The sequence below is a fragment of the Methylobacterium sp. HMF5984 genome (assembly GCF_045033435.1).
In the GTDB taxonomy this organism is placed as follows: Bacteria; Pseudomonadota; Alphaproteobacteria; order Rhizobiales; family Beijerinckiaceae; genus Methylobacterium.
Window position 1 is genome coordinate 3,290,851 of the sequence record NZ_JBJFLN010000001.1, and the last position, 22,713, is coordinate 3,313,563.

Here is a 22,713-nt window from a genome sequence, read left to right on the forward strand (position 1 = left end):
GCTTCGAGCCGCACGCGCCGGACGGGCGTCGCGTGAGGCGCCGCACGGTGCGCCCCGGATGCGGGGACCTTTGGCCATCATGGTAAAGAAAGCCTAAATGCCCGATGACTCGGCCCTCATGCGCGTCCTGCTGATCGCCTCGCCCGCGGGCGGGCCGCCCGACCTCGCCCACGCCGATGCCCTGGTGCTGGACCATGCCCCGGCCGCCGAGCCCGCCTGGCTCCCGCCCCTGCGGCGGAGGCCCGGCGCATTGCCGCTCTACGTCCGGGTCGCACCGAGCGCGGCCGACCTCGCCGCGGCGCTGGCGCTGCGGCCCGACGGCATCGTCCTGCCGGGTGTCGCCGATGCCGGCGACGTCGCCCGGCTCGGCGTGCGCCTGTCCGTGCACGAGGCCGAGACCGGCATCCCGGACGGTGCGACGCGGATCGTCGCCGGCCTCGACGGCGCCGGCGCCCTGCTCCGCTTCGGCGGCGGCTCGGAAAGGTTCGCGCGCCTCGCCGGCCTGTTCTGCGCGTTCGACGCGCTGGCGCGCGACCTCGGGGTCTCGGCCTCGTCGCGGGCGCCGCAGCCTGCTCCGCTGGCGCAGGCGCGCGGGCTCCTGGTGCTGGCCGCCGCCGCCTTGCGCGTCCCGGCCTTCGACATGCCCGGCCCGTCGCCCGATCGCGCGACGGTGGAGGCGGCCTGCCGCGACGGGTTCCGGGGGGGCTTCGCCGAGACCGCCGCGGCGGCGGCCATCCTCGCCGCGGTGTTCGGGCGGGATCCGAGCGTCGCCGGTGGCCCTCGCGGCGCGCTGCCCCTAGGGTGAGCGGACATCCTCCGATCGAAGCTGCAGCATGCCGCATCCGCGACGCCTCGCCCGCACGACCCTCGGCTTCGCCCTGCTGGCGCTCTTGGCGCTCCCGGCGGGGCCGGCCCGGGCCCGCCCGTTCACCGATGCGGCCGGCCGCGTGGTCGAGGTTCCGGAGCGGGCCGCCCGGGTCGTCGCCGCCGGCCCGCCCGCGTCCGTGCTGCTCTACACGCTCGCGCCCGAGCGGATGGCGGCCTGGGTCCGGTCGCCCTCCCCCGCGGAGCGGCCCTACCTCGCCCCGGCGACCTGGGGACTTCCGGCCAGCGGCCGCCTGACCGGGCGCGGCGGCACGGCCAACGTCGAGGCGGTGCTCGCCCTCAAGCCGGACCTCATCGTCGACGTCGGCTCGACGGGGCCGACCTACGCCTCGCTCGCCGACCGGGTCCAGGCCCAGACCGGCATCCCCTACATCCTGCTCGACGGCGCCTTCTCCAGGACCGCCGAGACCTACCGTCGGCTTGGCGCCGTCCTCGGACTGGATCAGGCTGCCGACGGGCTCGCGGCCTATGCCGACCGCACCGTGGCGGAGGTCGCCGCCCGCGTCGCGCAGATCCCGGAGGCGGAGCGTCCGCGCGTGTACTATGCCCGCGGCCCGCGCGGCCTGGAGACGGGTTTTTCCGGCTCGATCAACACCGAGATCCTCGAGGTGGTCGGCGCCCGGAACGTCGCCGTCGGCGGCAACGGCCTCGCCAACGTCTCGCCCGAGCAGGTCCTGGGCTGGAACCCGGACGTGATCGTCGCCCTCGATCCCGCCTTCCGGCCCGCCGACGATCCGCTCTGGCTGGGGGTGAAGGCGGTGCGCGAGGGGCGCGTCTACCGGACGCCGACGCTGCCCTTCGCCTGGTTCGACGCGCCGCCGGGCGTGAACCGCCTGATCGGCGTGCGCTGGCTCGCGCACCTGCTCTACCCGGCGCAGTTCCCCGAGCCCCTGCCGGCGATCGTCGCCGACTTCTACCAGCGGTTCTACCACGTCGCCCTCGCCCCCGAGGCGGTCGACGCGCTGCTCACCGATGCGGTGCCGGCGCGCCGATGACGCGACGCCGGGCGATGACCCAGGGCACCGCGACGACCGACGCGGCCGCGGCGGCGCAGGCCGCCCCCGGCGCGGGACGGCGTGCCCCGGCGGCCGTGCGAGCTTGCCTCGCGCTGTGCGGCCTCGGCGCGCTCGTCGTCGTCGCCCTCGCCGCGGGGAAATTCCCGGTGCCGGTCGCCGAGGTGTTCGCGATCCTGGCCTCCAAGCTGTTCGGGACCGCGCCGGGCGAGGCGACCGCGCAGGTGGTGGTGCTTCAGGTCCGCCTGCCGCGGGTGGCCGCCGCGCTCGTCGTCGGCGCGGCTTTGTCGTCGGCCGGCGCGACCTACCAGGGCCTGTTCCGCAATCCCCTGGTCTCGCCCGACATCCTCGGGGTCTCGGCCGGCGCCGGCCTCGGGGCGGTGCTCGGCATCACCCTCGCGCTGCCGGTCCTCGCGATCCAGGGGCTGGCCTTCGCCGGGGGCCTCGGCGCCGTGGCGATCGTCTACGCGGTCGGCGCGCTGGTCGGCCGGCACGATCCGGTGCTGACGCTGGTGCTGGCCGGCGTCGCGGTCGGCGCCGTGCTCGGCTCAGGCATCTCGCTGCTCAAGGTGCTGGCCGACCCCTACAACCAGCTGCCCGCCATCACCTACTGGCTGCTCGGCAACCTGTCCTCCGTCACCCTCAGCGACGTCCTGGCGATCCTGCCGGCGATCGGGCTCGGGCTCCTGCCCCTCGTCCTGCTGCGCTGGCGCATGAACCTGATGAGCCTCGGCGAGGAGGAGGCGCGGGCGCTCGGCATCGAGACCCGCTGGCTGCGCCCGCTCCTCGTCGCGGCGGCGACGCTCGTCACCGCGGCGGCGGTCTCGGTGACGGGGGTGATCGGCTGGATCGGCCTGGTCGTGCCGCACGTCGCGCGCGGCCTCGTCGGCCCGGATTTCCGCCGCCTGCTGCCGGCCTCCGCGCTGCTGGGCGCCGGCTATCTCGTGGCGGTGGACCTCGCCGCCCGCACCCTGGCGCCGATCGAGGTGCCACTCGGCATCCTCACGGCGCTCGCCGGCGCGCCGTTCTTCCTCTGGCTGCTGGCGGCGGGCAAGCGGGGCTGGTCCTGATGCTGTCCGTCGAGGCGCTGGCCTTCGGATACGGCGCGCGCGAGGTCGGCGCCGGCGTCAGCTTCTCGCTCGGGGCCGGCGAGGTGCTGTGCCTGCTCGGGCCGAACGGCGGCGGCAAGACCACCCTGTTCAAGACCCTTCTCGGCCTGCTGCCGGCCCGCGCGGGCCGCGTCCGGCTCGACGGCGAAGACCTGTCGCGCTGGTCGCGGCGCAGGATCGCGCGCGCGATCGCCTACGTGCCGCAGGCGCATGCGGCGTTCTTCCCGTTCACCGTGCGCGCGGTGGTGCTGATGGGGCGCGTGGCCCGGCTCGCGCCCTTCGCCAGCCCCGGCCGCAAGGACCGCGAGGCGGCGGACGCGGCGCTCGAGAGGCTCGGGATCGCGCATCTCGGCGAGCGCATCTACACCGAGATCAGCGGCGGCGAGCGGCAGATGGTGCTGATCGCGAGGGCGCTCGCCGGCGAGCCGCGCATCTTGGTGATGGACGAGCCGACCGCGAGCCTCGATTTCGGCAACCAGACCCGCGTGCTCGAGCAGGTCCGTCGTCTCTCGGCCACCGGCATCGCCGTGGTGCTTTCGACGCACGACCCCGGCCACGCCTTCCTCTGCGCCGACCGCGTCGCGCTGCTGCACGGCGGCCGCCTCGTCGCGCTCGGAGACCCTGAGGCGACGATCACGCCCGAGAGCCTGCGCCGCGTCTACGGGGTGGAGGTGGCGGTGGTGCCCCTGCCGGGGCACGGGCGCTCGGTCTGCACGCCGATCCTGGCGTGATCCCGAGCCTCGCGGGGGCATCCCCCAAGGGGTCGGTCGCCCACGAGGCCGGCGGATGCCCCCGGCCCCATGATCGCAGCCAGTCAGTCGACGGCGACCATCACGTCGGAGGCCTTGACCACGGCGTAGGCCTCGCCGCCGACCGTGAGCTTGAGGCTGTCGACCGCCTCGTTGGTGATCGCCGCGGTGACGATCTGGCCGGCGGCGATCTCGATCTTCACGTGCGCGGTGGTCGCGCCCTTCTCGACGGCGACGACCTTGCCCTTGATGACGTTGCGTGCGGAGATCTTCATCGAACAGCCTCTGTGGATGAAAGAAAAGTCACTTGGTGCCGGGCTCGGCCGGGATCTCGGCGCCCTGCCCGGCCGGGATCACGGAGAAGCCTTGGGCTTCGAAGAACCGCTTGGCCGACGCGCTCTTCAGGAAGTCGAGGAAACGGGCCGCGCCGTCGCCCTTAGCCTCGGACGTGACGGCGAACGGGTACACCACCGGCGGATGGCTGCCCGCCGGAAACACGCCGACCACCTTCACGCCCGGATCGGACTTCGCGTCGCTCTCGTAGACCACGCCGAGGGGCGCCTCGCCGCGCGAGACCAGGGCGAGCGCCGCGCGCACGTTGTCGGCCTGCGCCAGCCGCGGCTGGATCGTCACCCACAGCCCGAGCGTCTCGAAGGCCGCCTTGGCGTACTTGCCCACCGGCACCGAGCTGACCTCGCCGGTGGCGAGCCGCCCGTCCACGCCGAGCGCCTTGGCGAAGCCCTCTACGGTGAACGGGACCTCGCTCTCCTTGGCGTCCTTCGGTGCGACGACGACGAGGCGGTTTTTGAGCAGGTTCACCCGGCTCTCGGCCCGGATGAGCGTCTTCTTGTCGAGGTAGTCCATCCATTCGAGATCGGCCGAGGCGAAGAGGTCGGCCGGCGCGCCCGCCTCGATCTGGCGGGCGAGCGCCGAGGAGGCGGCGTAGCTCGCCTTGACCGCGATCCCGGTCTGCGCGGTGAAGGCCTTGCGGGCGTCGTCCAGGGCGTTCTTCAGGCTCGCGGCACCGAACACCGTGACAGTCTCGGCGGCCTGCGCGGCGGTCCCGAGCAGCAGGGCGACGACGAGGACGGCGCGCGTGATACCGATCAAGAGGACCTCCGAAACGGTCGCCTCGCAGGGGGCGAGCCGGCCGCATCGCTATATCCCAGCAAGTATAGCGATGGCCAGGGCCGATCGCGGGGTCGATGCCGCTCGCCGCGCCGTCGCCGTCCGGGTTAGGATGCCGGACGAGGGGAACCGATGGCGACGCTGAGCATCCGCATCGATCTCGGGCCGGGCAACCGGCTCGGACCCGGTAAGGTGCAACTGCTGGAGATGATCGCCGCGCACGGTTCGATCTCGGCGGCGGGCCGGGCGCTCGGCATGTCCTACCGGCGGGCCTGGATGCTGGTCGAGGCGATCAATGCCGGGTTCCGGCAGCCGGTGGTCGAGGCGCAGATCGGCGGACGGAGCGGTGGCGGGGCGCGGCTGTCCGCCTTCGGCGCGGAGGTGGTGGCGCAGTACCGCGCGGTCGAGCGCCTGGCTGCGGAGGCCGCCGCCCCGTTGCTCGTGCGCCTCGAAGGCGCGGCGGCGGATCCATCCGGCGATCGTGGAGGATCAGGCGACCGACCGGAGGGCGGCGGCGATGGCGTCCCGCTCGGCGGCGAGATCGCCGGTGGCGACGGGGCGTGAGGCGCGGGCGTACCAGTAGGCCGCGTTGGCCGGGTCGCCCTCGAGACGGTGGAGATGGGCGTGGACCCAGGAGGCATCCGCACCCGCCGCGTCCTGGACGAGCGCGTGGGCGCGGTCCCAATGCGTCGGACCCTTCGCCGCCCACCACAGGGCGGCCAGCGCCGGAGGCAGGTCGTGCGGCGGGGCGTCGGCCGCAGGTTCAGGGTCGGGCTGGGCGGTGGGCGTCGCGTCCGGCTTCGTCATCGTCGGCTCCGGCCTGCGCTGGGCTGCAGGCCGGGATGACGCGGGTGCGGGTACGGAGGTTCCGCCTCAGGCGCGCGCGGATTGGCGCAGCGCGCCGCGCCCGGCGTAGCGCCCCTGCGCGCCGAGGCCCTCCTCGATCCGGATCAGCTGGTTGTACTTGGCCAGTCTGTCCGAGCGGGCGAGCGAGCCGGTCTTGATCTGCCCGCAATTGGTCGCGACCGCGAGATCGGCGATGGTCGCGTCCTCGGTCTCGCCGGAGCGGTGCGACATCACCGCAGTGTAGCCGGCTCGATGAGCCATATCGACGGCGGCCAGCGTCTCGGTGAGCGAGCCGATCTGGTTGACCTTGATCAGGATCGCGTTCGCAGAGCCCTCCGCGATGCCGCGGGCGAGGCGTTCGACGTTGGTCACGAACAGGTCGTCACCGACGAGCTGGCAGCGGTCGCCGATGCGCTGGTTGAGCAGGCGCCAGCCCTCCCAGTCGTCCTCGGCCATGCCGTCCTCGATCGACAGGATCGGATAGGCGTCGACGAGCTTGGCCAGGTAGTCGACTTGGCTCTCGATCGAGCGGACGGTGCCCTCGCCCTCGTAGTGGTAGGCGCCGTCCTTGAACCAGTCGGTGACCGCGCAGTCGAGCGCGAGCACCATGTCGGTGCCCGGCTTGAAGCCCGCCGCCTGGATCGACTCCATGACGAAGTCGAGGCCGGCTTCCGCCGTCGGCAGGTTCGGGGCGAAGCCGCCCTCGTCGCCGACGTTGGTGTTGTGCCCGGCCTTCTTGAGCGCGCTCTTGAGGGTGTGGAACACCTCGGCGCCCATGCGCACCGCCTCGGCGATGGAGGTGGCCCCCACCGGCATGATCATGAATTCCTGGAAGTCGATCGGGTTGTCGGCATGCGCGCCGCCGTTGATGATGTTCATCATCGGCACCGGCAGGACCCGGCCCTGGACGCCGCCGACGTAGCGGTAGAGCGGCAGGCCGGAGGCTTCCGCGGCGGCCTTGGCCACGGCGAGCGACACGCCGAGGATGGCGTTGGCGCCGAGGCGGGCCTTGTTGGGGGTGCCGTCGAGCTCGATCATCGCCTCGTCGACCGCGACCTGGTCCTCGGCGTCCATGCCGCCGATCGCGTCGAGGATCTCGGTCTGGACCGCGTGCACGGCGTTGCGCACGCCCTTGCCGGCGTAGCGGCCCTTGTCGCCGTCGCGCAGCTCCACCGCTTCATGCGCGCCGGTGGAGGCGCCCGACGGCACGGCCGCGCGGCCGAAGGAACCGTCCTCCAGCAGCACGTCGACCTCGACGGTGGGGTTGCCGCGGCTGTCCAGAATTTCGCGGGCGGCGATGTTGGTGATCGCGGTCATGAAGGCTCCTCCCCAAGGGCGCACGCGATCGGCGGCGGGCCCGGATTCGGTCTCGTCGCTGCGGCTTATCCGTCAAGGCGCGGCCTCGGGCAAGGCGGTGCGCGATCGCGCGATGCGACCGGCAAAGTGAATGCAAAAGCCGCCGCCGCCCGTTCCGGTTTCGAGCCCCAGCGGCGATGCCGCGAGCGACGCGCGGCCGAACCATGCACGCGGGTCGGATGCACCGCGGCGAGGCCTGCGGTAAGGAGGGCCATGACCGATGAATCCTTGCAGCTGGGGCAGCCGACGCCCCTCCCCGCCGGCCCGCACGAGGCCCGCCTCGACCGGGTGCCGAACCCGCACCCGGATACGGACTACCTTGCCCGCTTCACCGTCCCGGAATTCACCTCGCTCTGCCCGGTGACCGGCCAGCCCGACTTCGCGATCCTAGTGATCGACTACGTCCCGGATCGCTGGCTCGTGGAGTCGAAGTCGCTCAAGCTCTACCTCGGCGCATTCCGCAACCACGGCGCGTTCCACGAGGATTGCACGGTGGGCATCGCCAAGACGCTCGTCGACCTGCTCGGGCCGCGCTACCTGCGGATCGGCGGCTTCTGGTACCCGCGCGGCGGCATCCCGATCGACGTGTTTTGGCAGACCGGTGCGCCGCCCGCCTCCGTCTGGCTGCCCGATCCCGGCGTCCCGCCCTACCGCGCCCGCTGAGGGAAGCCGTACGAACGAAAAGGGCGACCGGAATGCCCGGTCGCCCCAAATTCACGTGCTGGATGGCGAGCCCTTAGTAGGGCGAGCCGTAGTAGCCGCCGTAGGCCGGGGCGCCGTAGCCGCCGTACGCACCGTAGCCGCGGTTGTAGCCGTAGGCATCGCGTGCCGCGCCGGCGGCGATCGCACCGGCTGCGAGTCCGGCGATGCCGAGGCCGACAGCGGCGCCCGTGCCGATGCCGCGACCGCCGCGGTAGCCGTAACCCCGGCCGTAGCCGCCGCCGTAACCATGGCCGTAGCCGCCGCGGAAGCCGGGACGCGCATCGGCCGTGGTGGCGGAGAGGACACCAGCCGAGATGATCGCGGCGGTGACGAGAGCGAACTTGCGCATGATGATCCTTTCTCGATGATCCATCGAATTCACAAGCTCAACGCTGAAGCTGGGCGATCGTTCCGAAGGTTCCGTGGCGAAGCGGACCCCAGGGGGAGATTCCGTGCCGGCATTCGCGCTCGGCGAAGGTTAACGAAGCGCCGGCAAGACCGGGGTTCGGGCCCGTGCTCCGCCTCAGGGCGCGTCGCCACCGCACGGGGATGCAGGGTCGCGTGCCGGCGATGAGGGTCTAAGCTTTCTTCGACCGCGCACGGGTCTTGCGCGCACGACCCTGCGCGGGCGGAGATCCGTCGAAGGGCGCCGGGCTGCAGAGCCCGAGCGCGCGCCTGTTCCGCTTCCCGTCGCGTCAGCGCGCGGTGTAGTCGCCGGCGCCCTTGGGGCGCTGCATGGCGAACTTCGCGTCCGGCCCGATCTTGAAATAGTCGAAGTAGCCGCCGCGCATGATCGGCTGCATCGCGGCCGTGTCGACGAGGCCGTCCTTCACGAAGCGGTCGTCGATGTAGATCGAGACCACCTGCCCGATCACCAGGAAGTTGGCGGCCTCGCCCCCTCCGAGCGGAACCAGCGGCACGGTCTGCAGCCACCGGCATTCGAGGGCGGCGGCGGCTTCCGCCACCCGGGGCGCGCGCACTTTGCGCGACGGGGCCGTGGTCAGCCCCGCAAAGTCGAACTCGCTCTCGCCGCGCGGCAATGGGGCCGAGGAGGCGTTCATCGGCTCGCGCAGATCGTAGGTGGCGAGGTTGCAGACGAAATCGCCGCCCTCCTCCGCGAAGGTCAGCGCGTCCTTGCGACCGGTGGAGGAGAACGCGACCATGTCGTCGCCGACCGCGTTGAAGAACGAGTACGGCGCGAGGTTGAGCTTCCCCTCCCGGCTCATGGCACTGATCCAGCCGATCGGCCGCGGCGCGACGATCGCCTTCAGCGGGTTGTGCGGCAGGGTGCGGTCGTCGGGGGCGTAATGCATGGGTGCGAGCCTTACAGGCGCGTGACGATCTCGGCGAGGTCCGGCCGCGGCCGGTCCGACGGGATCTCCTCGGGGGCACCGATATGGATGAAGCCCGCGAGCTTCTCGCGCGGGTCGAGGCCGAGGGCTTCGAGCACGCGGCGATCGTAGGCGTACCATTCGGTCAGCCAGGCGGTGGCGAAGCCCTGGGCGTTGGCCGCCACCACGAGGTTCATGCAGGCGGCGCCCGCCGACAGGACCTGCTCCCATTCCGGGATCTTCACGTGCGGCCCGGCCCGCGACACGACCGCGACGACGACCGGCGCGTGCGCGAGGCGCTTGGCCTCGAGGTCGAGCCGCGCGGCGTCGGCCTCCGGGTTGTCGGCGGCGTAGGTCTTCGCGATCACGGCCCCGATCCGCTCGCGCGCCGCGCCCGCGATCACGATGAAGCGCCACGGCGCGAGCTTGCCGTGGTCGGGCACCCGCGAGGCCAGCGTCAGGATCGTGTCGATCTGCTCTGGGCTCGGTCCCGGGTCCGTCATCCGCACGGGCGGCACCGAGCGGCGGGTGCGCAGCATGTCGAGGGTGGCGTTCATCGGGGCGTCTCGGCTGGCCGGTGCGGGGCGGTCCCGCGATCGCGTCGGGATTTCGCACGGGTGGGACCGGCTGGGAAGTCGGGCAGCTTGGCGCGGGAAGCGCGAGGACCCTCGGCGGCCTTGCGCTCGCCACGGTCCGGGATCACACGGGCGAGACGGTGACGTTCGGCCGGTTCGGCCTTTGGGGAGAAGGCTTGCGACATGCGCGGACGAAGGCTCGGGCCCGGATTGGCGCTGCTGGCTGCGGTCGCGCCGCTCGCAGCCGCGGCGCAGTCGCCGGACCCCTTCGGCAACCGCCTCGGCGGCGGCCTTCCCTCGCCCTCGATCACGACGCCGGACCTGCCCCCGAGCCAGCCCGAGGGCGAGGCGACCCTGTCGCTCTCCGCGCTGCTGTCGGGGATCGGCCAGCCGCTGCGGTCCGGCCTGGTCTGGCGGATCTACGAGGATCGCACCGACGGCGTCCGGCCCGCGATCGTCGCGCGCTCCACCGACCCGGCGCCGACGTTCAAGCTCGCGCCGGGCGCCTACGTCGCCTCCGTGACCTACGGCTTCGCCAGCGCGACGAAGAAGATCGCGATGTCCGGCCAGCCGGCGACCGACACCCTGCGGGTGGCCGCCGGCGCGCTCAAGCTGTCGGGCGCGATCGGCGACACCCGGATCGCTCCGGCGCAGCTCTCCTTCTCGGTCTTCGTGCCGATCGGCACCAACTCGGAGGGGCGGCTGGTGCGCAGCGGCGTCAAGGCCGGCGAGCTGCTGCGCCTGCCCGAGGGCACCTACCACGTGGTCTCGACCTACGGGGAATCGAACGCGATCCAGCGCGCCGACCTGAAGGTCGAGAACGGCAAGGTCACCGACGCCACCCTCAACCACCGGGCCGCCACGGTGACGCTGAAGCTCGTCACCAGCCCCGGCGCCGAGGCCTTCGCCGGAACGGCCTTCTCGGTGCTGACGCCCGGCGGCGACACCATCCGCGAGGCGATCGGCGCGTTCCCGCAGGTCACCCTGGTGGAGGGCGACTACGTGCTGATCGCCCGCCACGACGGGCAGGTCTACACCCGCGAGTTCAAGGTCGAGAGCGGGCTCGACCGCGACATCGAGGTCCTGGCCAAGGCGGGGTGAGCGGGCGCCGGCGCCTTAGGGCGTCGGGCTCTCGCCATGCTGCCCGTCGAGCACCGTGCCCGTGCTCGGCACGCTCTCGGCGACGGCCTCGGCCCGGCGCAGGTCGGGCGAGGTCGCCTCGGCGACGAAGCTCGCCACCGCCTCCGCGAGCGGCAGGGTCCGGGTCTGCTGGCTGCCCAGCCGCCGGATAGAGACCGTGCGCTCCTCGGCCTCGCGCCGGCCGAGCGCCAGGATCACCGGCACCTTGGCCAGCGAGTGCTCGCGGACCTTGTAGTTGATCTTCTCGTTGCGCAGGTCCGCCTCGACCCGCAGGCCGGCCCGCGTCAGCGCCCGGACGACCTCCGCCGCATAGGCGTCGGCCTCCCCGGTGATGGTCGCGACCACCACCTGGACGGGGGCGAGCCAGAGCGGGAAGTGGCCGGCGAAGTGCTCGATCAGGATGCCGGTGAACCGCTCCATCGAGCCGCAGATCGCCCGGTGCACCATCACCGGCGGCACCTTCTGGCTCTCGGCATCGACGTAGAACGCGCCGAACCGCTCCGGCAGGTTGAAGTCCACCTGCGTGGTGCCGCACTGCCAGTCGCGCCCGATCGCGTCGCGCAGCACGTACTCGAACTTCGGCCCGTAGAAGGCGCCCTCGCCCGGGTTCACCTCGGTGCGGATGCGCCCGCCCGACTGCGCCTCGATCTGCGCCAGCACGCGGGTCATCACCTCCTCGGCATGGTCCCACAGGGCGTCCGAGCCGACCCGCTTCTCGGGCCGGGTCGAGAGCTTCACCACGATCTGGTCGAAGCCGAAATCGGCGTAGGTCGAGAGGATCAGGTCGTTGATCGTGAGGCACTCGTCGGCGAGCTGGTCCTCGGTGCAGAAGATGTGCGCGTCGTCCTGCGTGAAGCCGCGCACGCGCATCAGCCCATGCATCGCGCCCGACGGCTCGTAGCGGTGCACGACGCCGAATTCCGCCATGCGCAGAGGCAGGTCGCGGTAGCTCTTCAGACCGTGCTTGAAGATCTGAACGTGGCCCGGGCAGTTCATCGGCTTCAAGGCGAACCAGCGCTTGTCCTCGGCCTCGTCGCCGGCGCTTTGGGCCGCGAACATGTTCTCGCGGTACCAACCCCAATGGCCGGAGGTCTCCCATAGGGCCTTGTCGAGGATCTGCGGCGCGTTGACCTCGGCGTAGTCGCCCTTCAGGCGGCGGCGCATGTAGGCGATCAGCTCCTGGAAGATCGTCCAGCCCTTGGCGTGCCAGAACACGACGCCCGGCCCCTCCTCCTGGAAGTGGAACAGGTCCATCTCCCGGCCGAGCCGGCGGTGGTCGCGGCGCTCGGCCTCCTCCAGGCGGTGGAGATAGGCGTCGAGCTCCTCCTTCGTGGCCCAGGCAGTGCCGTAGATGCGGGTCAGCATCGGGTTGCTCGAATCGCCCCGCCAGTAGGCGCCGGCGACCTTCATCAGCTTGAAGGCCGGCCCGACCTTGCCGGTCGAGGTCATGTGCGGGCCGCGGCACAGGTCGAACCAGTCGCCCTGGCGGTAGACCTTCAGGTCCTCGCCCGGCGGGATCGCGTCGACCAGCTCGACCTTGTAGGCCTCGCCCCGGTCGGCGAACACCTTGCGGATGTCGTCGCGCTGCCAGACCTCCTTGGTGAAGGCCGCATCGCGGGCCATGATCTCGCGCATCTTCGCCTCGATCGCCGGGAAGTCGTCCGGCGTGAACGGGGTGTCGCGCGCGAAGTCGTAGTAGAAGCCGTTCTCGATCACCGGGCCGATCGTCACCTGCGTGCCCGGCCACAGCGCCTGAACGGCCTCAGCCAGCACGTGGGCGCAGTCGTGGCGGATCAGCTCCAGCGCCCGCGGGTCGGTGCGGTCGAGGAACTCGATGCGGGCGTCGCGCTCGATCGTGTCGGACAGGTCGGCGACGACGCCGTCGAGCGCCATCGCGACGGTGCGCTTGGCCAGCGATTTCGCGATGCCTTCGACCACGCTCCGTCCGGTCACGGCCTCGTCGTAGGCGCGGGTGTTGCCGTCGGGGAATGTCAGGATGGGCATCGTCGCGGTGTCTCCGGGCTCACTCCTGCGTACGCGGCAGGTAAGCGCAAACGAGGGTCGGTCCCCGCGCGGGGCGCGGGAGCGGCCGTTTAGACCGTTTCCGGGCGGGAGGAAACGCCGCGCCGCGCGGCGGCGGGGCTGGCGCCAAAGAAAGAACCCCGCGCGGTCCTTCGACCGCGCGGGGCTGATGTCGTCGTCCGTGCGAAGCACGAAGCGGGCTACTCGGCGGCGATCTGGTGCGCCTGCGAGCCGTCCGTGTAGGTCTCGGGCGTCAGGCGCTTGCCCGGCGCGGCGCGCCCCGGCAGCGGCGGCAGCGCCAGCGCCTTGGCGAGATCGATCCCGGCCCCTTCCGCGACCCGGCGGCCGTAATCGGCGTCGGCATGCGAGAAGTGCCAGACCATCCGCAGCTGGATCGCCTCGGGGCACTGCTTCATGTCGCCGACGAGGTTGGCGATCAGGTCGTCGCGCTCCCAATCCTGGAACGAGCGGTAGCGCACGCCGGCCTGGGTGTAGTCGTCCTCGGTGCGGGAGGTCTGGTAGCGGCCGAGGTTGCCCTGCACCGGCTGGTGGTAGTCCTTCGCGGGCTTCGGCGCCTCGCGCAGGCCCTCGGCCAGCGTCGAGGGCTCGTAGTTGATGTGCTTGTTCGGGCCGGTCCCGTCGACGCCGTAGGTCATCTGCCCGTCGCGCTGGTTCGAGTAGACCTTCACGCCCGGCTGCGGCGCGTTGATCGGCAGCTGCAGGTAGTTGGCGCCGACCCGGTAGCGCTGCGTGTCCGAGTAGGACAGCGTCCGGCCCTGGAGCATCTTGTCGTCCGAGAAGTCGATGCCGTCCACGAGCACGCCCGTGCCGAAGGCCGACTGCTCGACCTCGGCGAAGAAGTTGTCCGGCACGCGGTCGAGCACCATGCGGCCCACGGGCAGCAGCGGGAAGTCCTCGACCGGCCACAGCTTGGTGTCGTCGAGGGGATCGAACGACAGGTGGTCGTTCGGGCCGTCCGGCATGATCTGCACGCAGAACTCCCACTCGGGGAAGTTGCCGGCCTTGATGTTGTCGTAGAGGTCACGCGTGGCGTGGCCGACGTCCTTGCCCTGGATCTCGGCCGCCTGGGCCGAGGTCAGGTTGCGGATGCCCTGCTTGGGCTCCCAGTGGAACTTGCAGAGCACCGCCTCGCCCTGGTCGTTGACCAGCTTGTAGGTGTTGACGCCGGAGCCTTCCATCTCGCGATAGTTGGCGGGGATGCCCCACGGCGACTTCAGGTGCGTCACCATGTGGATCGCTTCGGGGTGCTGCGCCACGAAATCGAAGAAGCGCCACGCCTCTTGGCGGTTCGTCACCGGGTCCGGCTTGAACGCGTGGATCATGTCGGGGAACTTGATCGCGTCGCGGATGAAGAAGACCTTGAGGTTGTTGCCCACCAGGTCCCAGTTGCCGTCGACGGTCTTGAACTTGACCGCGAAGCCGCGCGGGTCGCGCTCGGTCTCCGGGCTCTCCTTGGCGCCGGCCACGGTGGAGAAGCGCACGAACATCGGCGTCTTCACGCCGGTCTCGTTGAGGACGCGGGCGCGGGTGTACTTGGAAGCCGGCTCGTTGCCGATCTTGCCGTAGGCCTCGAAGTAGCCGTGGGCGCCGGCGCCGCGGGCATGCACGACCCGCTCGGGGATGCGCTCGCGGTCGAAATGCGTGATCTTCTCGATGAACTGGTAGTTCTCGAGCGTCGCGGGACCCCGCTCGCCCACCGTGCGCGTGCTCTGGTTGTCGCGGACCGGGTGGCCCTGGCGGGTCGTCAGGATCGGGCGTTGATCGCTCATGCGAAGAATCTCTCCGTGGTGGTGACGAGGCTCGAGGATCGGCGCCTGCGCCCGCGAACGAGGGGACGCCGTTTCCTGGAATCGTTCCGGGCTCTCCTTATGCGCCACTCCGAACCCATTAGCCAATGCATCGTCGCAAAGGGTATGATAGACAAAAACTATGAACCTTGCCGGCCTGTCGCTCCGCGACCTCGAATACGTGGTCGCCATCGCCGACGAGGGGCATTTCGGCCGGGCGGCCGAACGCTGCAACGTCAGCCAGCCGACGCTCAGCGTCCAGGTGCGCAAGCTCGAGGGCGCGCTCGGGCTCGTGCTGTTCGAGCGCTCCAACCGGCGCGTGCTGATGACGGCGCCGGGCCAGATCATCGTGCGCCAGGCCCGCGCGGTGCTGGCCGAAGCGCAGCGCCTGCTCGCGCTGGCCAGCGAGGGCCGCGGCGCGCCGCTCACCGGTAGGCTCGTGCTCGCGGCGATCCAGACGCTCGGGCCGTACTTCTTCCCCCTGGTGCTGCGGACGATGCGCCAGGAATTCCCGATGCTGGCGCTGGCCCTCAGCGAGGGCCGCACCGCCGACATCCTCGCCTCCCTGCGCGACGGGCGGGTCGACGCCGCCTTGGTGTCGCTGCCCCTGCCCGCCTCGGGGCTCACCGTCTCGCCGCTCTTCGTCGAGCCGTTCCGCCTCGCCTGCCCGGCCGACCATGCGCTCGCGCAGGGCGGGGCCCTGCGCGCCGCCGACATCGCCGGGCCGGACCTGCTGCTTCTCGACGAGGGCAACTGCCTGCGCGACCAGGCGATCGCCGCCTGCGGGGCGGGCAGCGCCGCCGGGCGACATGCCACCAGCCTGGAGACCCTGCGCTCGATGGTGGCGGCCGGGGCCGGCTACACCCTGCTTCCCGCCCTCGCCGTCCCGTCCGGCCCCGATCCGAGCGGGCTCACCGTGATCCGCGGCTTCGACACCGACGGGCCGGGCCGGACCATCGCGCTGGCCTGGCGGGCGAGCGACCCGCGGGCGCCGGGCCTCGCCGCGCTGGCCGCCTTCTTCCGCGCGCAGGCGCCGGCCGGCACCGCCGCCTGCCGCGAGGCGACGATCGCCGCCGGGTGACGAACAGGTCGCACAGGGCTGGGTTGTGCGCCCGTGCGCGTGACAGGCCGGGCGACAGGGTGTAGCGCGGCGCCAGGATCGCGGACCGCCATGCGATCGATCGAACCTGGCGCGTCGCCTTGCCTTTTCCCGCACGGACCATCGCCCTCTGGGCGGCGCTGATCGCCGCCTCGGGCCTGCTCGGCTTCGGCCTGAAGCTCGGGCAGTTCCCGGCCGCGTTCCTGCTCGGGCCGATGATCGCGGCGATCGTGTTCGGGGTGCGGGGGGCGCCGCTCCGGATGCCGCGGCCGGCCTTCCAGGCCTCGCAGGCGATGATCGGCTGCATGGTGGCCCACGCCATCACCGCGGAGATCACCAAGACCCTGATCGCGGACGGCCCGCTGATCCTGCTCGTGGTCGGCGTCACGGTGCTCGCCGGCGCCCTCGTCGGGCTGGTGCTCACGCGCCTGCGGGTGCTGCCCGGCACGACCGCCGCCTGGGGCTCCTCGCCGGGCGGGGCGGCGGCGATGGTGGCGATGGCCGAGGAATACGGCTCCGATCCCCGCCTCGTCGCCTTCATGCAGTACGTGCGCGTCGCCGCCGTGGTGCTCTCGGCCTCGCTGGTGGCGCGGCTGCTGACCGATTCCGTGGCGGCCGGCCCGCCGCCGGCGGTCGCCGAGGCGGCGACCGTGCTGCCGGTGCTGGTCACGCTCGCGGTCGCGGCCGCCGGCGCCGGCATCGCGCTGTGGCTCCGCCTGCCCGCCGGCGCGCTGATCGGGCCGATGCTGCTCGGCGCGGCGCTTCACGCGACCGGCGTCGCCAGCATCACCCTGCCGCTGCCGATCCTCGAGCTCGCCTACGCGACGATCGGCTGGTACGTCGGCCTGCGCTTCACCCGCGAGACCCTGCGCGCGACGCTGCACGCGCTGCCCGGCATCCTCGTCGCGACGCTCGCCGTGATCCTGCTCTGCGCCGGCTGGGCGCTCGGGCTGACGCACCTGCTCGCGATCGACTTCCTCACCGCCTTCCTCGCGACCAGCCCCGGCGGCCTCGACTCGGTGGCGATCATCGCGGTCGGCTCGAAGGTCGACGTGTCGTTCGTGCTCGCGGTGCAGACGCTCCGGCTGTTCGTGGTCCTGATCACCGGCCCGGTGCTGGCCAAGTGGATCGCCCGCGCGGTGCCGCAGGAATCGGCGTGAATGGACGAGGCGGCGTGAATGCACGCGCTCTGGCTCGCCTTCCTGAATTCCTGGCGCGGCCTCGTCCACGGCGCCCGCACCGAGCGCGCCGTGCGGCTCGAGCTGGCGCTGCTCGTCGTCGGCGTGCCTGCGGCCCTCGTGCTCGGCGCGAGCCTCTGGGTCCGCGTCGCGCTGATGGCGACGCTTCTGCTGATGCTCGCCGCGGAGTTCCTCAACACCGCGATCGAGAAGTTGTGCGATCACCTCCACCCCGGCCGCCACCCGCGGATCGGCACGGTGAAGGACCTCGCCTCGGCCGGGACGTTCTCGGCGCAGGCGATCGCCGCCCTGGTCTGGGTCGCTGCGCTGATCGACCGGCTCTGACGCCGCGGCGTTCCCGCCATCGTCGCTCCGGAGCCGGGACCGTGCGGACTTCCGAGCGGGCCTTCACCGTGACGCCGTCGCCCGGACGCTCGCGGAACGCCGGAGCCGGCGTCCGGATCGTCACGACGCCCTTCGCGCTCCGACGTCCCGCCCGGGCGGCGGTGCGGACCATGGTCCCTGCCGCACGTCCGGCGGTCTCCGGCATCCGGGGCCGGGCAGGCATGCGGGGCCGAGCGGGCGCGCGCGCTCGCATCTTGCGCGGCAAGCGGCTATTGCCGGCCGCATGTCCGACACCGTGAAACCCGCAAGTCCTCCGGCCGAACCGGCACCCGACTACATCCGCAAGATCCTCACCGCGCGGGTCTACGACGTGGCGATCGAGAGCCCGCTCGATCCGATGCCGCGCCTGACCGTCCGGCTCGGGCGGCCGGTGCTTCTGAAGCGCGAGGACCTGCAGCCAGTCTTCTCGTTCAAGCTGCGCGGCGCCTACAACAAGATGTCGGGGCTCTCGCCCGAGCAGCTCGCCCGCGGCGTGATCTGCGCCTCGGCCGGCAACCACGCGCAGGGCGTGGCCTTGGCGGCCGCGCGCCTGCAGGTGCGGGCGGTCATCGTGATGCCGCGCACGACGCCCGCGATCAAGGTCGACGCCTGTCGCGCCCGAGGCGCCGAGGTGATCCTGCACGGCGACGCCTTCGACGAGGCGCTGAGCGAGGCGCGGCGCCTGGAGGCCGAGCAGGACCTCACCTTCCTCCACCCCTTCGACGATCCCGACGTGATCGCCGGCCAGGGCACGATCGGCATGGAGATCCTGCAGCAGCATACCGGCCCGATCGAGGCGATCTTCGTGCCCGTCGGCGGCGGCGGGCTCGCGGCGGGAATCGCGACCTACGTCAAGTACCTGCGGCCGGAGACCAAGGTGATCGGCGTGGAGCCGGACGACGCCGCCTGCATGGCCGAGGCCCTGAAGGCCGGCGAGCTCGTGCTGCTGCCGAGCGTCGGGCTGTTCGCCGACGGCGTCGCCGTCCGCCAGGCCGGGGCCGAGACGTTCCGGCTGTGCCGCCAGCACCTCGACGAGGTCATCACCGTCGACACCGACGCGATGTGCGCGGCGGTGAAGGACATCTTCGACGACACCCGTGCGGTGTCCGAGCCGTCCGGCGCGCTCGCGCTCGCCGGCGCCAAGCTCTACGCCGAGCGCGAGGGCGGCGCCGGCACGCTCGTCGCGATCTCCTCCGGGGCGAACCTCAACTTCGACCGCCTGCGCCACATCGCCGAGCGGGCCGAGCTCGGCGAGGAGCGGGAGGTCCTGCTCGGCGTCACCATCCCGGAGAAGCCCGGCGCCTACCGGGCCTTCATAAGGGCCCTGGGCCCGCGCGCGATCACCGAGTTCAACTACCGCTACGCGCCGGGCGCGCAGGCCAGGATCTTCGTCGGCATCAACCTGCCCGGCGGCCGGCCCGAGAAGCGCGACCTCGTCGCGGGCCTCGTCGCCGGGGGCTACGACGTCCACGACATGAGCGACAACGAGATGGCCAAGGTCCATGTCCGCTACATGGTCGGCGGCCGCGTCTCGGGCCTGGCCCACGAGCGGCTCTACCGCTTCCAGTTCCCGGAGCGGCCGGGCGCGCTGCTGAAGTTCCTCGACGCGCTCGGCGAGGACTTCAACATCACCCTGTTCCACTACCGCAACCACGGTGCCGATTACGGCCGGGTGCTCGCCGGCATCGCCGTGCCCCCCGACGCCAAAGGCCGTTTCGACCGGGCTGTCGAAGCTCTCGGCTTCCCGTGCTTCGACGAGACCGAGAACCCGGCCTACCGGATGTTCCTGGACGGCGAGCCCGCGGCGGCCAAGACCGGCATCGCCGGCTGGTTCGGGCTCAGGAAGGCCTGAGCGACCTCGGGTCCGGCGCGCCCCGAGCATTTTCGAGCGAGGTGGCTCCCGGCTCGCGTGAAGAAAATGCGACTTCGCAAGATGAGCATTTTCGAGCGAGGTGGCTCCCGGCTCGCGTGAAGAGGGTGCTCTAGCGCTGCGCCGTCTCGACGCTGACGACGTCGGGGTTCGCCCGCAGGGTCTCGGCGATCGCCTCGACGCTGGTCGCCGACAGGCGCACGAACGCGACCTCGATCTCGTCGAGGGCGGGGTCCTCGGCGGTGCGCGCCACGAACTGGCGCACCCGCGAGGCCCGTTCGCCGGTCGCCGCGTGCAGGGTGTCGATCGACAGTGTCCCGCGCTTGGCGACGAGGCGGAGGGTCCGCGTCTGCATCCGGTCGCGCCAGCGCTCCTCCAGCGGCTTCACGCCCGCGAGGATCGCGACGACGAAGGTCGTGGTCGCCACCGCCGGGACGTAGAGCCCGCCGCCGATGGCGAGCCCGATCGCCGCCACCGCCCACAGGCTCGCGGCGGTGGTCAGCCCCTTCACGACCTCGCCGCGCAGCAGGATCGTGCCCGCGCCGAGGAAGCCGATCCCGGAGACCACCTGCGCCGCGACGCGCGACGGGTCGAGGACGACGTTCCGGGCGCCCAGCGCGTCGGCGAAGCCGTAGGTCGAGACCAGCATGATCAGGCACGAGCCGACGCAGACCAGCATGTGCGTGCGCAGGCCGGCCGCCCAGAGCAGGCGCTCGCGCTCGAGCCCGATCACGCTGCCGAGCAGGGCCGCCAGCGCGAGCCGGCCGATCATCTCTCCGTTGCCGAGCAGGGCCGGTCTCCGTTCTGTCCCGCGATCCTCTGGGGACGATAGGCCGGTTCAGCCCGTCATGCGACGCCGAGCGCGGCCTTCTCCACCTCGTAGGCCGCACGCACGGTCGCCTGCCCGTAGGTGCGCTCCAGGCGCCGGACGGTGAAGTGGGCGCGGGCCATCGACTGGAAGTGGCTCATGAAGGCGGTGTTGACCGCCGCGCCGCCGAACGCGCCCAGCACCGGCACCGCCTGCGCGGCGACCTTCTGCGAGACCACGATGCCGAAGCGCGCCGCGATCTGCGCGGTGAAGCGGATCAGCGCCGGCGCCGACTGGTCGAGCAGCGTCTTGCTCCCGGCGTAGCGGGCGGCCTCCGCCATCGTCTTGGCGAGGGCTGCGCGCACCGCGAAGTAGCCGCTCTCGGTCAGGCCGGTGCCCTCGGCCGCGCCCGCCGCATCGCCCTTTCCGCCCAGCGCGAAGACCTGGACGCAGGCGAGCGCACCCTCCGGGTCGTCGAGGTCCTCGCCCTCCTCCCGCGCGATCTCGGCGATCGAGCGCAGCATCAGGGTGGTCGAGACCGGCAGCTCGACGGCCAGCGTCGCGAGGCCGAAGGCGCCTCCGAACGCCCCCGACAGCGCGGCCATGGCCTTGTGGTTGAAGGTGCTCGATCCGGTCAGGCTGCCGAGCAGCGCGCCGAGGCGTCCCTCCGGCTTGACGGCGACGCTCTCGATCTCGGTGCCGGCGGCCGGCGCGACCGCGACCTTCGGCAGGGTCTTGAGCGCGACGCGCAGCGCCCCGCGCATCGCCGCCTCGGTCGAGCGCCCGACGACCTCGGTCACCGGGGCCGGCAGGGACCGGCCGATCATGTCGAGGGGAGCGCCGGCGGCGGCCGAGAGCCGGGCGGCGAGGCCCGGCTGCTCCAGGGCGCGGACGGACCGGCGCAATGCCGCGAGGTCCGCCTCGCTCAAGGGACGCTCGATGGACTCGGTAGCGGCCGGAAGGACCTCACCAGTCAGCGCGATATCGCTCATGCATTCCTCCTCAAGCCTGGGTTCTCAGGGGCACGCCCGGCGAACCGGTAGGAAGCGGGACGGGCCCGGGAGGGTTCCCGTGCCCGCCCGCGGCGGCCATCCCCGCGTCGCCCGAGGCCGGCACGGGCCTGCGGCTCGGCGTTCTGCCGACGGCGAGGCAGAGCAGCACCACCGGGATGCCGACCGCAGAGGTCAGGACGAAGAAGGTCGGGTAGCCGAAGGCGGCGACGATGTAGCCGGCGGTGCCCGCGACGAGCTTGCCCGGCAGCGCGTAGAGCGAGGAGAACAGGGCGTACTGCGTCGCCGCGTAGCCGGGGGTGGTCAGGCTCGACATGTAGGCGATCAGCGCGATGCCGGCGAAGGAGCCGCAGAAGTTCTCGATCGAGATCGCCACCGTCAGCCGCCAGACCTCCGGCCCGCCGGTCGACAGCCAGGCGAAGGAGAGGTGCGAGGCGGCGGCGAGGAAGGCGCCGGCCAGCAGCGTCGGGAACATCCCGAATCGCGCCATCGCCCAGCCGCCCGCGAACCCGCCCGCGATGCCCACCCAGATGCCGTAGAGCTTGGTGACGGTGGCGATCTCCTTCAGGTCGAAGCCCAGCGTCCGGTACAGCGGGCTCGCCATCACGCCGGAGACGAAATCCGGCATGCGGTAGAGCGCCACCAGCACCAGCAAGCCCCACAGGGCCGGCCCCATCCGGCCGTGCAGCTCGACCAGGGGCTCCAGCACGGCCTGGCGGATCGACAACAGCCGCGTCCCGGCCGCCTTCGGCGTCTGCGCGGCTGCGGCCGCCGGCTCGGGGCGCCGGGTGTCGAAGGCAGGCGCGAGCAGGGCCGCGATCAGGCCGACGAGCATCAGGGCCGCCATCGTCAGGTAGGCGAAGGTCCAGCCCTTGTCGGAGGCGATGAACAGCGCGCCGGCGCCCGCCGTGATCAGGCCGAGGCGGTAGCCGAGGTTCGAAGTCGCCGCGAGGATGCCCTGGAAGTCGGTGCCGGCGGCGTCGATGCGCCAGCCGTCGACGACCACGTCCTGGGTTGCGGCGCAGAAGGCGACGAGGAAGGCGCCGAGGCCGAGCAGCGCGAGGCTCGTCTGCGGATCGGCGAAGGCCATCAGCACCAGGCAGAGCGCCACCGCGACCTGCGTCGTCACCATCCAGGCGCGGCGGCGCCCAAGACGAGCGCTCAGCACCGGAACGTCGATCCGGTCGATCATCGGCGCCCACAGGAACTTCAGCGAGTACGGCAGCGCCACGTAGCTGAACAGGCCGATCGCCTTGACGTTGATGTCCGAGAAGGCGAGCCGCAGGGTGAACGTCCCGAGCACCAGGAGCAGCGGCAGCCCCGAGGAGAAGCCGAGCGCCAGCATCAGGACGATGCGCCGATCCTCAACGAGGTCGCGGGCCCGCAGCCGTCGTGCGGGCTTGTCGGGTGCGGTGTCCATGGCCATGCGGTGGAACTCCTTGACGCCCTTCCGCCTTGATCCGTGAGAATCGTGGCAGCCTTGCGCCGCCCCGCGCGTCGGGGGCGATCCGTGCGGGGTGCGGCGGCCGGATCATGGTCGATGTCTGCTTAACGCGACATCGCACATTTGCCTGGGTACAAGCGGGACGGGTCGGGAACCTTGCCCCTGCGTACCTGTTCGGATGATGCGAGCGTAGCCGTTCCGCTCGCAACGGTCTGCCGCGCTGGCCCGGCGCGGCGGCCATCCCTGCCTCGAGGCT

The 22,713-nt window shown here is 72.1% G+C and carries 23 protein-coding genes; 11 read left to right on the forward strand and 12 right to left on the reverse strand.

What is annotated here, in order from left to right; translation table 11 throughout:
• Positions 1 to 97: 97 nt before the first annotated feature.
• From ACFZ8E_RS15955 to ACFZ8E_RS15970, 4 genes are read left to right on the forward strand one after another with little or no spacing between them, the layout of a single operon-like run.
• Complete coding sequence (locus ACFZ8E_RS15955) at positions 98 to 805, forward strand: hypothetical protein (protein ID WP_405043237.1); 708 nt, start codon at positions 98 to 100, stop codon at positions 803 to 805.
• Between the two features lie 28 nt (positions 806 to 833).
• Positions 834 to 1,880, forward strand: coding sequence for an iron ABC transporter substrate-binding protein (locus tag ACFZ8E_RS15960; protein WP_405043238.1), 1,047 nt, complete (start codon positions 834 to 836; stop codon positions 1,878 to 1,880).
• 14 nt (positions 1,881 to 1,894) lie between these two features.
• Positions 1,895 to 2,968, forward strand: coding sequence for a FecCD family ABC transporter permease (locus tag ACFZ8E_RS15965; RefSeq protein WP_405043239.1), 1,074 nt, complete (start codon positions 1,895 to 1,897; stop codon positions 2,966 to 2,968).
• Positions 2,968 to 3,738 (forward strand): ABC transporter ATP-binding protein, encoded by a 771-nt coding sequence (locus ACFZ8E_RS15970; RefSeq protein ID WP_405043241.1) that lies wholly within the window; start codon positions 2,968 to 2,970, stop codon positions 3,736 to 3,738. The genes ACFZ8E_RS15965 and ACFZ8E_RS15970 overlap by 1 nt, the downstream gene beginning before the upstream one ends.
• Positions 3,739 to 3,821: 83 nt before the next feature.
• Here ACFZ8E_RS15970 and ACFZ8E_RS15975 read toward each other — a convergent pair whose 3' ends face one another.
• Together ACFZ8E_RS15975 and modA are read right to left on the reverse strand one after the other, a co-directional pair.
• Positions 3,822 to 4,031: a molybdopterin-binding protein gene (locus ACFZ8E_RS15975; protein WP_147726238.1), complete on the reverse strand. Its 210-nt coding sequence runs from the start codon at positions 4,029 to 4,031 to the stop codon at positions 3,822 to 3,824.
• Positions 4,032 to 4,059: 28 nt separating this feature from the next.
• Complete coding sequence (gene modA, locus ACFZ8E_RS15980) at positions 4,060 to 4,866, reverse strand: molybdate ABC transporter substrate-binding protein (protein ID WP_243946671.1); 807 nt, start codon at positions 4,864 to 4,866, stop codon at positions 4,060 to 4,062.
• 150 nt (positions 4,867 to 5,016) lie between these two features.
• On the opposite strand from modA, the gene ACFZ8E_RS15985 reads away from it, so the two are divergent.
• Entirely contained in the window at positions 5,017 to 5,448 is a 432-nt protein-coding gene (locus ACFZ8E_RS15985; RefSeq protein ID WP_243932173.1) for a winged helix-turn-helix domain-containing protein, read from the forward strand.
• On the opposite strand, the gene ACFZ8E_RS15990 is transcribed toward ACFZ8E_RS15985, so the two are convergent.
• Both ACFZ8E_RS15990 and eno read right to left on the reverse strand, forming a co-directional pair.
• Positions 5,374 to 5,691, reverse strand: coding sequence for a hypothetical protein (locus ACFZ8E_RS15990; protein ID WP_405043242.1), 318 nt, complete (start codon positions 5,689 to 5,691; stop codon positions 5,374 to 5,376). The genes ACFZ8E_RS15985 and ACFZ8E_RS15990 overlap by 75 nt on opposite strands.
• A 66-nt stretch (positions 5,692 to 5,757) precedes the next feature.
• Positions 5,758 to 7,047 (reverse strand): phosphopyruvate hydratase, encoded by a 1,290-nt coding sequence (eno, locus tag ACFZ8E_RS15995; protein WP_147726241.1) that lies wholly within the window; start codon positions 7,045 to 7,047, stop codon positions 5,758 to 5,760.
• A 252-nt stretch (positions 7,048 to 7,299) separates the two neighbouring features.
• Here eno and queF point away from each other — a divergent pair, with 252 nt between their 5' ends.
• Entirely contained in the window at positions 7,300 to 7,749 is a 450-nt protein-coding gene (gene queF, locus ACFZ8E_RS16000; RefSeq protein WP_147726242.1) for a preQ(1) synthase, read from the forward strand.
• A 73-nt stretch (positions 7,750 to 7,822) separates the two neighbouring features.
• Here the strand turns inward: queF and ACFZ8E_RS16005 are convergent, their stop codons facing one another.
• The 3 genes from ACFZ8E_RS16005 to ACFZ8E_RS16015 all read right to left on the reverse strand — a co-directional run bounded on the left by ACFZ8E_RS16005 (position 7,823) and on the right by ACFZ8E_RS16015 (position 9,676).
• Entirely contained in the window at positions 7,823 to 8,137 is a 315-nt protein-coding gene (locus tag ACFZ8E_RS16005; protein ID WP_147726243.1) for a hypothetical protein, read from the reverse strand.
• A 346-nt stretch (positions 8,138 to 8,483) separates the two neighbouring features.
• Positions 8,484 to 9,101, reverse strand: coding sequence for a flavin reductase family protein (locus ACFZ8E_RS16010; protein ID WP_243946675.1), 618 nt, complete (start codon positions 9,099 to 9,101; stop codon positions 8,484 to 8,486).
• 11 nt (positions 9,102 to 9,112) lie between these two features.
• Positions 9,113 to 9,676 (reverse strand): nitroreductase, encoded by a 564-nt coding sequence (locus ACFZ8E_RS16015; protein ID WP_147726245.1) that lies wholly within the window; start codon positions 9,674 to 9,676, stop codon positions 9,113 to 9,115.
• A gap of 201 nt (positions 9,677 to 9,877) precedes the next feature.
• Here ACFZ8E_RS16015 and ACFZ8E_RS16020 point away from each other — a divergent pair, with 201 nt between their 5' ends.
• Positions 9,878 to 10,795 carry a hypothetical protein gene (locus ACFZ8E_RS16020; RefSeq protein WP_405043243.1) on the forward strand — a complete coding sequence of 306 codons (918 nt, stop codon included), beginning with the start codon at positions 9,878 to 9,880 and terminating at the stop codon, positions 10,793 to 10,795.
• A 15-nt stretch (positions 10,796 to 10,810) separates the two neighbouring features.
• On the opposite strand, the gene thrS is transcribed toward ACFZ8E_RS16020, so the two are convergent.
• Positions 10,811 to 12,838 (reverse strand): threonine--tRNA ligase, encoded by a 2,028-nt coding sequence (thrS, locus tag ACFZ8E_RS16025; RefSeq protein WP_405043245.1) that lies wholly within the window; start codon positions 12,836 to 12,838, stop codon positions 10,811 to 10,813.
• A 218-nt stretch (positions 12,839 to 13,056) separates the two neighbouring features.
• On the reverse strand, positions 13,057 to 14,646 hold the full coding sequence (locus ACFZ8E_RS16030; RefSeq protein ID WP_147726248.1) for a catalase: 1,590 nt from the start codon (positions 14,644 to 14,646) through the stop codon (positions 13,057 to 13,059).
• Positions 14,647 to 14,806: 160 nt separating this feature from the next.
• On the opposite strand from ACFZ8E_RS16030, the gene ACFZ8E_RS16035 reads away from it, so the two are divergent.
• The 4 genes from ACFZ8E_RS16035 to ilvA all read left to right on the forward strand — a co-directional run bounded on the left by ACFZ8E_RS16035 (position 14,807) and on the right by ilvA (position 19,177).
• Positions 14,807 to 15,745, forward strand: coding sequence for a LysR substrate-binding domain-containing protein (locus ACFZ8E_RS16035; RefSeq protein WP_147842090.1), 939 nt, complete (start codon positions 14,807 to 14,809; stop codon positions 15,743 to 15,745).
• A 119-nt stretch (positions 15,746 to 15,864) separates the two neighbouring features.
• The gene (locus ACFZ8E_RS16040) at positions 15,865 to 16,923 is read left to right on the forward strand and encodes an AbrB family transcriptional regulator (protein ID WP_243987465.1); all 1,059 of its coding nucleotides are present in this window, start codon (positions 15,865 to 15,867) and stop codon (positions 16,921 to 16,923) included.
• Between the two features lie 18 nt (positions 16,924 to 16,941).
• Positions 16,942 to 17,286 carry a diacylglycerol kinase gene (locus ACFZ8E_RS16045; RefSeq protein ID WP_147842088.1) on the forward strand — a complete coding sequence of 115 codons (345 nt, stop codon included), beginning with the start codon at positions 16,942 to 16,944 and terminating at the stop codon, positions 17,284 to 17,286.
• A 283-nt stretch (positions 17,287 to 17,569) separates the two neighbouring features.
• Positions 17,570 to 19,177 carry a threonine ammonia-lyase, biosynthetic gene (ilvA, locus tag ACFZ8E_RS16050; protein ID WP_243938013.1) on the forward strand — a complete coding sequence of 536 codons (1,608 nt, stop codon included), beginning with the start codon at positions 17,570 to 17,572 and terminating at the stop codon, positions 19,175 to 19,177.
• 130 nt (positions 19,178 to 19,307) lie between these two features.
• Here ilvA and ACFZ8E_RS16055 read toward each other — a convergent pair whose 3' ends face one another.
• From ACFZ8E_RS16055 to ACFZ8E_RS16065, 3 genes are all read right to left on the reverse strand, one after another.
• A complete protein-coding gene (locus tag ACFZ8E_RS16055) occupies positions 19,308 to 19,967 on the reverse strand; it encodes an MgtC/SapB family protein (protein WP_243938015.1) in 660 nt (219 codons plus the stop codon).
• Between the two features lie 74 nt (positions 19,968 to 20,041).
• Positions 20,042 to 20,995 (reverse strand): EcsC family protein, encoded by a 954-nt coding sequence (locus ACFZ8E_RS16060; RefSeq protein ID WP_147842085.1) that lies wholly within the window; start codon positions 20,993 to 20,995, stop codon positions 20,042 to 20,044.
• Positions 20,996 to 21,005: 10 nt separating this feature from the next.
• Complete coding sequence (locus tag ACFZ8E_RS16065) at positions 21,006 to 22,439, reverse strand: AmpG family muropeptide MFS transporter (protein WP_243946684.1); 1,434 nt, start codon at positions 22,437 to 22,439, stop codon at positions 21,006 to 21,008.
• Between the last annotated feature and the right edge of the window lie 274 nt (positions 22,440 to 22,713).

Bases quoted from the DNA above. Each gene is read 5' to 3' on its own strand.
- ACFZ8E_RS15985 (WP_243932173.1), top strand. From the start codon at position 5,017: ATGGCGACGCTGAGCATCCGCATCGATCTCGGGCCGGGCAACCGGCTC.
- ACFZ8E_RS16065 (WP_243946684.1), bottom strand. From the start codon at position 22,439: ATGGCCATGGACACCGCACCCGACAAGCCCGCACGACGGCTGCGGGCC.
- ACFZ8E_RS16005 (WP_147726243.1), bottom strand. From the start codon at position 8,137: ATGCGCAAGTTCGCTCTCGTCACCGCCGCGATCATCTCGGCTGGTGTC.
- ACFZ8E_RS16060 (WP_147842085.1), bottom strand. From the start codon at position 20,995: ATGAGCGATATCGCGCTGACTGGTGAGGTCCTTCCGGCCGCTACCGAG.
- ACFZ8E_RS15975 (WP_147726238.1), bottom strand. From the start codon at position 4,031: ATGAAGATCTCCGCACGCAACGTCATCAAGGGCAAGGTCGTCGCCGTC.
- ACFZ8E_RS16055 (WP_243938015.1), bottom strand. From the start codon at position 19,967: ATGATCGGCCGGCTCGCGCTGGCGGCCCTGCTCGGCAGCGTGATCGGG.
- ACFZ8E_RS16030 (WP_147726248.1), bottom strand. From the start codon at position 14,646: ATGAGCGATCAACGCCCGATCCTGACGACCCGCCAGGGCCACCCGGTC.
- ACFZ8E_RS15965 (WP_405043239.1), top strand. From the start codon at position 1,895: ATGACCCAGGGCACCGCGACGACCGACGCGGCCGCGGCGGCGCAGGCC.
- ACFZ8E_RS15955 (WP_405043237.1), top strand. From the start codon at position 98: ATGCCCGATGACTCGGCCCTCATGCGCGTCCTGCTGATCGCCTCGCCC.
- ACFZ8E_RS16045 (WP_147842088.1), top strand. From the start codon at position 16,942: ATGCACGCGCTCTGGCTCGCCTTCCTGAATTCCTGGCGCGGCCTCGTC.
- ACFZ8E_RS16010 (WP_243946675.1), bottom strand. From the start codon at position 9,101: ATGCATTACGCCCCCGACGACCGCACCCTGCCGCACAACCCGCTGAAG.
- ACFZ8E_RS15970 (WP_405043241.1), top strand. From the start codon at position 2,968: ATGCTGTCCGTCGAGGCGCTGGCCTTCGGATACGGCGCGCGCGAGGTC.
- ACFZ8E_RS16035 (WP_147842090.1), top strand. From the start codon at position 14,807: ATGAACCTTGCCGGCCTGTCGCTCCGCGACCTCGAATACGTGGTCGCC.
- ACFZ8E_RS16015 (WP_147726245.1), bottom strand. From the start codon at position 9,676: ATGAACGCCACCCTCGACATGCTGCGCACCCGCCGCTCGGTGCCGCCC.
- ilvA (WP_243938013.1), top strand. From the start codon at position 17,570: ATGTCCGACACCGTGAAACCCGCAAGTCCTCCGGCCGAACCGGCACCC.
- thrS (WP_405043245.1), bottom strand. From the start codon at position 12,838: ATGCCCATCCTGACATTCCCCGACGGCAACACCCGCGCCTACGACGAG.
- ACFZ8E_RS15960 (WP_405043238.1), top strand. From the start codon at position 834: ATGCCGCATCCGCGACGCCTCGCCCGCACGACCCTCGGCTTCGCCCTG.
- ACFZ8E_RS16020 (WP_405043243.1), top strand. From the start codon at position 9,878: ATGCGCGGACGAAGGCTCGGGCCCGGATTGGCGCTGCTGGCTGCGGTC.
- eno (WP_147726241.1), bottom strand. From the start codon at position 7,047: ATGACCGCGATCACCAACATCGCCGCCCGCGAAATTCTGGACAGCCGC.
- ACFZ8E_RS15990 (WP_405043242.1), bottom strand. From the start codon at position 5,691: ATGACGAAGCCGGACGCGACGCCCACCGCCCAGCCCGACCCTGAACCT.
- queF (WP_147726242.1), top strand. From the start codon at position 7,300: ATGACCGATGAATCCTTGCAGCTGGGGCAGCCGACGCCCCTCCCCGCC.